Source organism: uncultured Pseudacidovorax sp. (assembly GCF_913773995.1).
Lineage (GTDB): Bacteria > Pseudomonadota > Gammaproteobacteria > Burkholderiales > Burkholderiaceae_C > Xenophilus.
In genome coordinates, this window is record NZ_CAJYES010000082.1 from 1 (window position 1) to 11,664 (window position 11,664).

Below are 11,664 nucleotides of genomic sequence, written 5' to 3' on the forward strand. Positions count from 1 at the left end.
GACGCCAGTGGCCGGGGAGCGTGAGGCGTTCGCCGCATCGGCCACCGCATTCGCCTCATCCTCGCGCGCACAGGTCTGCCCCTGGGCCTTGGCCTGCTCCGAGACCATCAGGTACGGGTTGAGGTGCGCATCCACGCGCCCCGGCTGATCGACCTCGGTGGAGTCGAGCTCGAACCAGCCCTCGGGCGTCTCGCGGCGCACGAAGGCGGTGCCGCGCACGTCGGTGATCTGCTGCACCGGCTCGCGCGCGGCCAGGCGGTGGGCCACCTCGACGATGGCGCGTTCGGCATTGCCGTACAGCAGCAGGTCGCACTTGCTGTCCACCACGATCGAGCGGCGGACCTTGTCGCTCCAGTAGTCGTAGTGGCCGATGCGGCGCAGGCTGCCTTCAATGCCGCCGAGCACGATGGGCACGTCCGGAAAGGCCTCGCGGCAGCGCTGGCTGTAGACGATGGCGGCGCGGTCGGGGCGCTTGCCGCCGACGTCGCCGGGGGTGTAGGCATCGTCGCTGCGGATCTTCCGGTCGGCGGTGTACCGGTTGATCATCGAGTCCATGTTGCCGCTGGTGACGCCCCAGAACAGGTTGGGCTTGCCCAGCGCGCGGAAGGGCTCGGCGCTCTGCCAGTCGGGCTGGGCGATGATGCCCACGCGAAAGCCCTGCGCCTCAAGCACCCGGCCGATGACGGACATGCCGAAGCTCGGGTGGTCCACATAGGCGTCGCCCGTCACCACGATGATGTCGCAGCTGTCCCAGCCCAGGGCAGCCATCTCCTCGCGCGAGGTCGGCAGGAACTTCGCCGTGCCGAAGCGTTGCGCCCAGTACTTGCGGTAGCTGGTGATCGGCTTGGCGGCGCGCGCAAAGAAGGAGACGTCGACGGGTGCGTTCATGCGTGGGGTGGGTCGGGCGCCGCGGAGGGCGGCGCTGCGCTGCGATGCTGCGTTCGGGGACCGCGCTGGCGCCCGGGCGGAGAGGGAACGATTTTACGGGTCGGGGCGTTCTCCCCATGGACTGAAGGGAGGCCGCTTCAAGAGGCCCCGGTCTCATTTATCGCCTCAGTCAACAAATAATGTTGACAATGGCACCCATGACCTCTTCCGCCGCGTCTGTCGTGTCTTCTGTAGCGCCCGAAGCCGTCAAAGCCCTCCGCCGCTTCAACCGCTTCTTCACCCAGCGCATCGGCGTGCTGGAGCCCTACCTCGGCAGCGACCTGTCGTTGACCGAAGTGCGGGTGCTCTATGAACTGGCGCACGAGCCTGGGCTCACCGCCCGCGAACTGGGCCAGACGCTAAGCCTGGATGCGGGCTACCTCAGCCGCCTGCTCAAGCGCTTCGAATCGTTGGGCTGGCTCGCCCGCGCCACCGATGCGCGTGACGCGAGGCAGCAGCGGCTGTCGCTCACCGAGGCGGGCCATGTGGCCTTCTCACCGCTGCAGCAGCGCTCGCGTGATGCCGCGGCCGCCCTGCTGGCGCCGCTCGCGCCGGCCGCGCGCGACGAACTGGCCAGGGCCCTGGCGCGGGTCGAGACCCTGTTCGATCCTGAGCCCAAGCCGCTGCGCACCGCCGTGCTGCGCGACCCTGCCCCGGGCGACTTGGGCTGGGTGGTGCAGCAGCACGGCGAGGTCTACGCCCGCGAGTACGGCTGGGACGGCCGCTTCGAGGCCGCCGTGGCCGACATCACCGCGCAGTGGCTGCGCACCACTGACCCGGCCTGGGAAAAGGGCTGGATCGCCGAACTGGACGGCCAGCGCGTCGGCTCGATCTTCGTGATCCGCCACAGCCCCGAGGTGGCGCAGTTGCGCCTGCTGGTGCTGCGGCCCGAGGGGCGCGGCCTGGGCCTTGGTGGCAGGCTGGTCGACGAATGCATTGCCTTCGCACGCGCCCGCGGCTACCGGCAGATGGTGCTGTGGACTCACAGCTGCCTCGAAGCCGCCCGCGCCATCTACGCGGCGCGGGGCTTCGTGCTTGAAACCTCCGAACCGCACGAGGGCTATGGCAGCGGCCCGCTGGTGGCCGAACGCTGGTCGATGACGCTCACTGCATGAACCAGCCATGGCTCACCACCAGCGACTGGCCGGTCAGCGCATTGCTCGGGAAGGCGGCGAACAGCAGCGCCACCCGCGCCACGTCGTCGGTGGTCGTGAATTCGCCGTCCACCGTCTCCTTGAGCATCACGTTCTTCACCACTTCCTCTTCGGAGATGCCCAGCGTCTTGGCCTGCTCGGGAATCTGCTTTTCCACCAGCGGCGTGCGCACGAAGCCGGGGCAGATCACGTTGGCGCGCACGCCATGCTTGGCGCCTTCCTTCGCCACCGTCTTGGCCAGGCCGATCAGGCCATGCTTGGCGGTGACGTAGGGTGCCTTGAGCATCGAGGCCTCCTTGGAGTGCACCGAGCCCATGTAGATCACGCTGCCGCCGCGTCCCTGCGCGTACATGTGCTTGAGGCAGGCGCGGGTGGTGAGGAAGGCGCCGTCCAGGTGGATGGCCAGCATCTTCTTCCAGTCGGCAAAGCCGAATTCCTCGACGGGGTGCACGATCTGGATGCCGGCGTTGCTGACCAGGATGTCGATGCCGCCGAAGGCCTTGACGGCTTCCTCGACGGAGGCGTCGACCTGCTGCTCGTTGGTCACGTCCACGGCGACGCCAATGGCCTGCGCGCCTGTGGCCTTCAGCTCCGCCGCCGTGGCGTCGGCGGCCTCCTTGTTCAGGTCGGCGATGACGATCTTGGCGCCCTCCTGCGCGAAGAGCGTCGCGATCTCCTTGCCGATGCCGCTGGCCGAGCCGGTGATGTAGGCGACCTTGTCCTTGAGTTGCATGGGGTTCCTTTCGATGCGAGGTTGAAGAAATGGGAAAGGGGCTCGAGGCCCGACGCGAGGCCGGCTACTTCAGATAGTCGAGTTCGACGGTACCCAGCGCCAGGGTCATGTCCGCGATGTAGTGCACGGTGGACAGCACCTCGAGCACGGGCAGTTGGGCGACCGGCGCCAGCGCATGCGGATGCAGCTCCAGCGAGCCGGGGCCCGTCCAGGCGCCCTTGAGCTGTACATCGACCATGTGGTAGCGCACCAGCTCACAGATCCGGGCGGTGCCATCCACATGCGGAATGATCTTGAGCAGGAAGTTGGGCTGCGCAATGGCGTCGAGGATCGGCCCGTGCTCCAGCGTGCGGTGCTTGAAGCCCATCGTGGCGGTGGCCACGCGCACGGCGCCGTAGTCGAGCGTGCCGACGATCACATCGGTTTCGTAACCGAATCGGGGCGTGGCCAGCTTCTTCGGAAAGCCCCACAGCTCCCGCCCGCCGGCGATGGGCGGATGGTCGTTCAGGTACATGGCATGCACGTACGCGCCCTTCTCCAGGCCCTTCGCTGTGCGCAGCTGGACTGGAATCACCTGGCCCGACTCGGTGTAGTCGCCGAAGCCGGTGGAATCGGGCATGCGGATGAATTCGTACTTGACCACCGGCTCTGCGATTTCCAGCGGTTCCGGCACCACGGCGCGCAGGGCGTCGAGATCGGTGCGGTAGGTGACGACCATGAATTCCCGGTCGACGAAGCGGTAAGGGCCGGGCGGAAAGGCCGGGCTGGTGAAGGGCATCGCGAAGGCGCGTTCGCGCAGGTCCGAGGCTTTCATGGGGTGTGGGTCGGGAGTGGATGGTGCGCCTTGATGCTGCGATGCACAACTTAGAGGAAGCTGAGGGCACCGCGCACTCGGCCAACACGCGGCGCCGTCCTACGCAGCGGGCGTGGACGCGAAAGTCGGCGAAGTCCCGCTCGGCATCGCTCCCGCCACCCAAAAGAAAAAGAGCCGAGCGGCATAGGGCACCGCTCGACTCCAGATGACACGGCCACGCCTGCGGGCGCCGCCGCTCAGCGCTCACGGGCGCACCCCCCATCAGCCGACGTTCACCGGCACGAAGATCTTCTCGTCGCCCCGCTGAATCAGCAGCGCCACCGACTTGTCGGCCTTGGCCACGGCTTCACGCACCTGGTCCACGCTGCGGGCGGGCGTGCCGTTGATCGCGAGCAGCACGTCGCCCTGCTGGATGCCGGCATTGGCGGCGGGGCCACGGGCGTCCTCGATCAGCAGGCCACCGGCGATGCCGGCCTGCTTCTGCTCCTGCGGCTGCAGGGGACGCAGCGCCAGGCCCAGCTTGCCCTTGCCGACGGCCTCCTCGGCCTTGGCGACCTTGACCTTGTCGCTGGCGTTGCCCAGCTGCGCCGTCAGGTCGCGTGCGCCACCGTCGCGCCAGACCTCGATGCGTGCCTTCTGGCCGGGCGCCATCTGGCCGATGATGGCCGGCAGGTCGCCCGACGTGGTGATCGGCTCGCCCTCCACCTTGAGGATCACGTCGCCGGACTTCAGGCCGGCCTTGTCCGCAGGCCCGCCCTTCTCCACATTTGAAACCAGCGCGCCCTGGGGCTTGTCGAGCTTGAAGGAATCGGCAAAGGCCTGGTTCACCTCCTGCACGGCCACGCCCAGCTTGGCATGGTCGGCATGGCCGGTGGCGACGATCTGGTCCTTCACGCGCATGGCGATGTCGATCGGGATCGAGAACGAGACACCCTGGTAGCCGCCGCTGCGGCTGTAGATCTGCGAGTTGATGCCCACCACCTCGCCGCGCGCATTGAACAGCGGGCCACCCGAGTTGCCGGGGTTGATGGGCACGTCGGTCTGGATGAAGGGCGTGAAGCCGTCGTCGGGCAGCGAGCGGCCCTTGGCGCTGACCACGCCCGCCGTCACGCTGTTCTCGAAGCCGAAGGGCGAGCCGATGGCCAGCACCCATTCGCCCACCTTGAGGTCCTTGGGGCTGCCGAGCTTGACCGTCGGCAGGTCCTTGGCGTTGATCTTGAGGACGGCGACGTCGGTCTTGGGATCGGCGCCCAGCACCTTGGCGCGGTATTCGCGGCGGTCGGTGAGCTTGACGGTCACTTCCTTGGCGCCCTCCACCACGTGGGCGTTGGTCAGGATGATGCCGTCCGGGCTCAGGATGAAGCCGGAGCCTTCGGCGCGCGTCGGCACCGAGCGCTGCGGGCCCTGCCGGTGGCCGGGCACGCCGCCGAACTGGCGGAAGAATTGATAGAACGGATCGTTGGGCGACATGCCGGGTGGCATGGCGGCGCTGCCGCTGTCGTCGTCGTCACCGCTGGTGTCCAGCGCCGTCTTGGTCATGCCCGAGACGCTGATGTTGACCACCGCCGGACCCTGCTGGGCCGTGATGACCGAGAAGTCGGGCGCGGCGATGGGCGCCACCATCGGGGCTGCGGCCACGACGGTCGGCTGGGGCGCGGAGCCCAGGGCATGGGCGCTGGTGTAGGCCCCGCCGGCCGCGGCGCCGAGCACGCCGGCGGCGGCAAGGGCGATCACCAGCCGCTTGGGCGATTGCAGGATCGTCTGGGTGTTCATGGTGAGCCTCCTGGCTGCGTGTCGAGTTGCGATGGCGTGACTGTGAAAGCCATCGCTTAGGCACGACTTAAACCCCAGGCCGGCCCTGCGGGCCACTCCGGTCAACGCCGCGGCAGGGGCAGTGCCGTCTTGTAGCGGACCTGCTTCAACGCAAAGCTGGAGCGGATCTTCTCGACACCAGGGATGGGCGTGAGCTGCTCCAGGATGAAGCGCTCCAGTGCCGCCATGTCGGCCACGGCGACGCGGATCAGGTAGTCGCTGTCGCCGGTCATCAGGTAGCACTCCATCACCTCGTCATGCTCGGCGATGCGGCGCTCGAAGGAGGCCAGTGCCTCCTTGCTCTGCGTGCGCAGGCTGATGGAGATGAAGACGTTCAGGCCTAGCCCGAGCGCCGGCGCGCTGCACAGGGCGACGTAGCGGGCGATGACGCCCGCCGCCTCCAGCGCCTTGACGCGCGCCAGGCAGGGCGAAGGGGACAGATGCACCCGCCGGGCGAGCTCGACGTTCGACAGGCTGCCGTCACGCTGTAGCTCGTCGAGGATGCGAAGGTCCGTGGCGTCGAGCGGGAAGTTGTTCATGCGGCGTCCTTGGCGTTTGGCGGCAGTTTATGCCGTCGACTCAGGGTCGACGCGCCCGAATCCGACAGCACATTTGCCGGCTGCCTGCCTAAAGTGCCGGGCATGAATGCCCCGATCCATGCCACGCAGCTCCTGTCCCTGGCCGCCCCGGAGACGTCCTCCACCGATGTCGACCCCGTCGAGACCGCCGAATGGCGCGAGGCCTTCGTCGCGCTGCTGCACACCCACGGCCCTGAGCGTGCCCGCTGGATGCTCGACGAGCTCGCGCGCCTGGCCCGGGCGCAGCGCATCGGCTGGCAGCCCGAGTTGGCGACGCCCTATGCCAACACGGTGCCGGTGGATCGCCAAGCGCCCTTCCCCGGCGACCTGGCCATCGAAGAGCGCATCGGCGCGCTGATGCGCTGGAATGCGCTGGCGATGGTGGTGCGCGCCAATCAGGCCTATGGCGAGCTGGGTGGCCACATCGCCAGCTATGCGAGCGCCGCCGACCTGTTCGAGACGGGCTTCCATCACTTCTTCCACGGCCGCACCGACGCGCACCGAGGCGACCTGGTCTTCTTCCAGCCGCACAGCGCGCCGGGCGTGTATGCCCGCGCCTTCCTCGAAGGCCGACTGAGCGAGGACGACCTGGCCCACTACCGTCAGGAGATCACGGCGCCGCTGAAGGGGGCGAAAGGCCTGTCGAGCTATCCGCACCCCTGGCTGATGCCGGACTTCTGGCAGTTCCCGACCGGCTCCATGGGCATCGGGCCGATCAGTGCCATCTACCACGCGCGCTTCATGCGCTACCTCACCCATCGCGGGCTGCTGAACTGCGAAGGCCGCAAGGTCTGGGGCTTCTTCGGCGACGGCGAGATGGACGAGCCGGAGTCGATGAGCGCCCTGACGTTGGCCGCACGCGAGAGGCTGGACAACCTGGTCTGGGTGGTCAACTGCAACCTGCAGCGCCTCGACGGCCCGGTGCGCGGCAACGGCCGCATCATCGACGAGCTGGAGAAGCTCTTCGCCGGCGCCGGCTGGAACGTGGTCAAGCTGGTCTGGGGCAGCGACTGGGACGGCCTGTTCGCCCGCGACACCGACGGTGCCCTGCTGCGTGCCTTCGCCGAGACGGTGGATGGCCAGATGCAGACCTTCGCCGCCAAGGACGGCCGCTTCAACCGCGACCATTTCTTCGGCCAGAACGAGGCCCTGCAGCGCCTGGCCCAGGGCATGACCGACGAGCAGATCGACCGCCTCAAGCGCGGCGGCCACGACCTGGTGAAGATCCACGCCGCCTATGCCGCGGCTGCCGCCCACCGCGGCCAGCCCACGGTGATCCTGGCCCACACCAAGAAGGGCTACGGCATGGGCACCGCCGGCCAGGGCAGGATGACCACGCACTCGCAGAAGAAGCTGGACGAGGCCGACCTGATCGGCTTCCGCAACCGCTTCAACCTGCCCTTGAGCGATGAACAGGCCACCTCGCTGGCCTTCTACAAGCCGGCCGAGGACAGCCCCGAAATGCGCTATCTGCGCGAGCGCCGTGCCGCATTGGGCGGCGCCCTGCCCCAGCGCCGCACCGACTGCGCCACGCTGCCGGTGCCGCCGCTCGAAAGCTACGCCCGCTTCGCCACCGAAGCGGCCGGCAAGGAGATGAGCACCACCATGGCCTTCGTGCGCCTGCTGGGCAACCTGCTCAAGGACGGCGAACTGGGACCGCGCATCGTGCCCATCGTGGCCGACGAGGCGCGCACCTTCGGCATGGCCAACCTGTTCAAGCAGGTGGGCATCTACAGCAGCGTGGGCCAGCGCTATGCGCCAGAGGACATCGGCTCGGTGCTGAGCTACCGCGAAGCCATCGACGGCCAGATCCTGGAGGAAGGCATCAGCGAGGCCGGCGCCATCGCCAGCTGGACGGCCGCCGCCACCAGCTACAGCGTGCACGGCCTGGCCATGCTGCCCTTCTACATCTACTACTCGATGTTCGGCTTCCAGCGCGTGGGCGATGCCATCTGGGCCGCAGCCGACCAGCGGGCGCGCGGCTTTCTGCTGGGCGCGACCTCGGGCCGCACCACGCTGGGCGGCGAGGGCCTGCAGCACCAGGACGGCAGCAGCCACCTGGTCGCGGCCACCATTCCCAACTGCCGCGCGTGGGACCCCGCCTTCGCCGGCGAGATGGCCGTCATCGTCGATGCCGGCATGCGCGAGATGCTGGTGGAACAGCGGGACGTCTTCCACTACATCACGCTGATGAACGAGAACTACGCCCAGCCCGACGTGCCCGAGAGCGCACACGACGACCTGCTGCGCGGCGGCTGGCGCTACGACGGCTGGCAGCGGCCCGAGGGCGCACCGACGGCCACCCAGCGCGTCACGCTGCTGGGCTCGGGCGCCATCCTCACCGAGGTGGTCAAGGCCGCGCAGGCGCTGTCGATGGAGGGCATCGAGGCCACGGTGTTCAGCATCACCAGCTGGAGCGAACTGTCGCGCGAGGGCCTGGCCTGCGAAGCGCGCCTGCTCACAAGCGAAGCCGCCGCCGTGACGGTGGAACCCTTCGTCACCCGCCTGCTGGCCGCCAGCGAGGGCCCGGTGATCGCCGCCACCGACTACGTGCGTGCGGTGCCTGAAGCCATCCGCGCCTACGTGCCCGAAGGCCGCCGCTACCTCACGCTGGGTACCGACGGCTTCGGCCGCAGCGACACGCGGGCCGCGCTGCGCGACTTCTTCGGTGTCGATGCCGCCGCCATCGCCACCGCGGCGCGACGCATGCTGGGCGCCGCCGTGGTCTGAACGCCACGCGCCGCCGGCGCCTCAGCGCCGAGGGATGATCTCGTCCAGCGGCGCCGGGCGGCACAGATGGTAGCCCTGCATCAGGGGGCACTGCAGGGCCCGCAGGGCCATCAGCTCCTCGATACGTTCCACGCCCTCGGCCACCACGTCGATGCCCAGCGAGCGCGCCATCTGCAGGATGGTGTTCACCAGGAGTCGGTTGTCGCGCGAGGCGTCGAGGCCCGAGATGAAGCTGCGGTCGATCTTCACCTGCCGCACATGGTCGCCGCGCAGCGAGGCCAGCGAGGAATAGCCCACGCCGAAGTCGTCGATCGAGATCGCCACCCCAGCGGCCGCCAGGCGCGCGAGCTTGCCCTGGGTATTCTCGGCATTGAGTGCGACCTCCTCGGTGATCTCCAGTTGCAGGCGGCGTGGCGGCACGCCATGGCGCTCCAGCGTGTCGAGCACCAGGTCGTCCACATCCAGGTGGGCCATCTCGCGCGGCGACACGTTCACGGCCATGGGCAGGTGGCCCAGGCCGGCCGCATCCAGCCGGTGCATGGCCTGGCACGCCTGGGTCAGCACATGGGACAGCAGGCGGCGCGCGCGGCCCGTTGCAGCGGCGGCATGAACGACCTGCTCGGGCGAGACCCAGCCATGCCGTGGATGCAGCCAGCGCAGCAGCGCCTCGAAGCTGTGGAGCTCGCCGGCCGCCGTGAAGATGGGCTGGAACCACAGCACGATGGCGCCGGTCTCCAGCCCCGTGCCGAGGTCACGCTCCACGTCGCGACGGACCATCAACGCCTGCTGCAGCCCATGGTCGAAGAAACGGAAGCTGTCGCCGCCAGCGCGCTTGGCGCTGTAGAGCGCCTCGTCCGCGAAGCTCAGCATGTCCATCACGTCCAGGCCCTGGCCCACGCAAAGGCCGACGCTCACGCCCAACTGGCCGCCCTGCATCACGCTGGCCTGCGGAATGCGCTGCGTCAGCAGCCGGGCCACGTCCTCGGGGGCTTGTGCCGAACCCGCCACGTCGTAGAGCACGACGAACTCGTCGCCGCCCCAGCGGCCCACCACGGCGTCCATGCACTGCAGTTCGCGGCTGAGCCAGATCCCGACGTCCTGCAGCACGCGGTCACCCACGCCGTGGCCGAAGACGTCGTTGATGGCCTTGAAGCCGTCCAGATCCAGCATCAGCAGGCAATGCTCGTGCCCGCCTGCCGCCGCGAGGCGCCGGCCCGCGGTGTCGGCAAAGCCGTCGCGGTTGAACAGACGCGTGAGCGGATCGTGCATCGCACGGAACTCCAGCTCGCGTGCGGCCGTCTGCGAGGCCTCATGCGCCTGGCGCAGCCGGTCGGCCAGCGCCGTCGCCTCGTTCTTCAGCCGGCTGCCGCGCTTGAATGCGGCTTCGCTCTGCTTGGCGCTGCGGATGAGCGCCGCCAGGTAGACGAAGACCATCAGCGCCAGCATCTGCCTGTCGAAGCCACCCGCTGCCAGCAGGCAGCCTGCCACCGACAACAGCGCCGGCGTGATGAAGAAGATCGGCACCCGCGCATAGGCGATGCCGTAGGTCACCGAGCCGGCCGTGATGCCGCACACCACAGTCAGGTAGAAGATCGTCTGCGGTGAGGTGTAGCCCGCGCACAGCAATGCCACCAGGGCCCACACGAGGCCTGAGCACAGGCCCAGCAGGGTCGCGGCGCGCAGGTGCCATTCGACGCTGCGCGTGCGCCACCATCGTCCGCTCAGCAGGGGTGGGCGCTGCTCGCCCGATGGCTCCTGCTCCGACCCACGGTAAGGGAGGCGGCATATGACGGCACGCGTGACGTTGACGGTGGCGGACAGCAGGACCCAGACCACGCCCATGGCCAGCTCGCCGCCGCTGTAGGCCATGAGCAGCGCTGCCACTGTGAGCACGGCATTGATGGGAATGGCGGCCAGCACGCTGTGGCGCACAGCGACCATCTGGTCGTGCCGCACCATCCGGCGCAGCACGGCCGCGTCGAGATGCTCGGCAGGCACCGCCGGAGCAGGGACGGAAAGGGAACTCATAGACCTGGACGGCGGCCCATGCGCGGGCCGCAGGACAGGATGGCATCCGGGCTGGCACGACCGTCTGGCTGCACCTCCGATGTCACCCTGAAACGGGACGTTACACGGCCATTGGGCCATCGGTTCCCGCCCGCTTGCAAGCACTTTCGAGCCGGCGTTGTCAGCCAGCCAGCATCTTGAATCCGAAAGTTCTAGCGGGTCGCTATCACCACTTGCCAGCACCCGCAGGCCGGGGTTTGAGCTGGGTTGCGCGAGTAAGCATTTCGACCGCGTCGGGCCGGTTGCCGCGCTTGGCGAAGTCCAACGCACTCATGCCCAGCTGGTTCTTCATGGCGATGTCGGCACCCTCGTCCAGCAGCAGCTTGACGGCTTCGATGGAGCCGTACATGGCGGCCATCATCAGCGGCGTCGTCCCGTTGGGCGACTGCGCGTCGATGAACGCATGCTGCTCGAGCAGCTGCTTCATGATCGCGATATGGCCGTTGGTGGCCGCATAGTGCAGCGGTGCCCAACCCGGCTTGTTGACGGCCGCGTCGCGGGCCAGCAGCAGGTTGACGTAGTCCTGCTGGCCCTTCAGGGCCGCCATCATCAGCGGCGTCTCGTCGCTGACGTTGGTGGCGTCGACATTCACGCGGGGAGAGGCGATGAGCACCTTGGCCACGCGCGGCGAGGGCTCGCGCAGCGCGAGGATCAGGCCGGTCTGGCCCTTGGGGTCGCGGCCGTTCGGATCGAAGCCCTGCTTGAGCAGCCGCTCCACCGCGCCAGGGTTGTCGCTGATGACGGCGCGGAAGAAGTCGTCGCTGGGACTGGCCGTGGCGCAGGAGGCTGCGGCGAGTGCCGCGGCGAGTGCGAACAGCGTGCGTCGGGCAATGGAGGCGCGGGCAGAGA

General features: G+C 68.6%; 8 protein-coding genes and 1 pseudogene. 2 read left to right on the plus strand and 7 right to left on the minus strand.

The window, feature by feature from the left end; genetic code table 11:
* Nucleotides 1–888, minus strand: a pseudogene (locus QZ772_RS07305) (YgiQ family radical SAM protein); the annotation flags it as partial.
* 188 nt (nucleotides 889–1,076) lie between these two features.
* Between QZ772_RS07305 and QZ772_RS07310 the strand changes: the two are divergent.
* Nucleotides 1,077–2,042, plus strand: coding sequence for a GNAT family N-acetyltransferase (locus QZ772_RS07310; protein WP_295524363.1), 966 nt, complete (start codon nucleotides 1,077–1,079; stop codon nucleotides 2,040–2,042).
* Here the strand turns inward: QZ772_RS07310 and QZ772_RS07315 are convergent.
* The 4 genes from QZ772_RS07315 to QZ772_RS07330 all read right to left on the minus strand — a co-directional run bounded on the left by QZ772_RS07315 (nucleotide 2,032) and on the right by QZ772_RS07330 (nucleotide 5,979).
* A complete protein-coding gene (locus tag QZ772_RS07315; protein ID WP_295524365.1) occupies nucleotides 2,032–2,814 on the minus strand; it encodes a 3-hydroxybutyrate dehydrogenase in 783 nt (260 codons plus the stop codon). The genes QZ772_RS07310 and QZ772_RS07315 overlap by 11 nt on opposite strands.
* A gap of 64 nt (nucleotides 2,815–2,878) precedes the next feature.
* Nucleotides 2,879–3,628 (minus strand): acetoacetate decarboxylase, encoded by a 750-nt coding sequence (locus tag QZ772_RS07320; protein ID WP_295524367.1) that lies wholly within the window; start codon nucleotides 3,626–3,628, stop codon nucleotides 2,879–2,881.
* 261 nt (nucleotides 3,629–3,889) lie between these two features.
* Entirely contained in the window at nucleotides 3,890–5,401 is a 1,512-nt protein-coding gene (locus QZ772_RS07325; RefSeq protein ID WP_295524368.1) for a DegQ family serine endoprotease, read from the minus strand.
* A 101-nt stretch (nucleotides 5,402–5,502) separates the two neighbouring features.
* Nucleotides 5,503–5,979: an Lrp/AsnC family transcriptional regulator gene (locus tag QZ772_RS07330; protein ID WP_295524370.1), complete on the minus strand. Its 477-nt coding sequence runs from the start codon at nucleotides 5,977–5,979 to the stop codon at nucleotides 5,503–5,505.
* 102 nt (nucleotides 5,980–6,081) lie between these two features.
* On the opposite strand from QZ772_RS07330, the gene mdeB reads away from it, so the two are divergent.
* Entirely contained in the window at nucleotides 6,082–8,748 is a 2,667-nt protein-coding gene (mdeB, locus tag QZ772_RS07335; protein ID WP_295524371.1) for an alpha-ketoglutarate dehydrogenase, read from the plus strand.
* 21 nt (nucleotides 8,749–8,769) lie between these two features.
* Here mdeB and QZ772_RS07340 read toward each other — a convergent pair whose 3' ends face one another.
* Nucleotides 8,770–10,776, minus strand: a complete 2,007-nt coding sequence (locus QZ772_RS07340) for a bifunctional diguanylate cyclase/phosphodiesterase (protein WP_295524373.1) — start codon at nucleotides 10,774–10,776, stop codon at nucleotides 8,770–8,772.
* Nucleotides 10,777–10,981: 205 nt separating this feature from the next.
* Entirely contained in the window at nucleotides 10,982–11,632 is a 651-nt protein-coding gene (locus tag QZ772_RS07345; protein WP_295524374.1) for an ankyrin repeat domain-containing protein, read from the minus strand.
* Nucleotides 11,633–11,664: the final 32 nt, after the last annotated feature.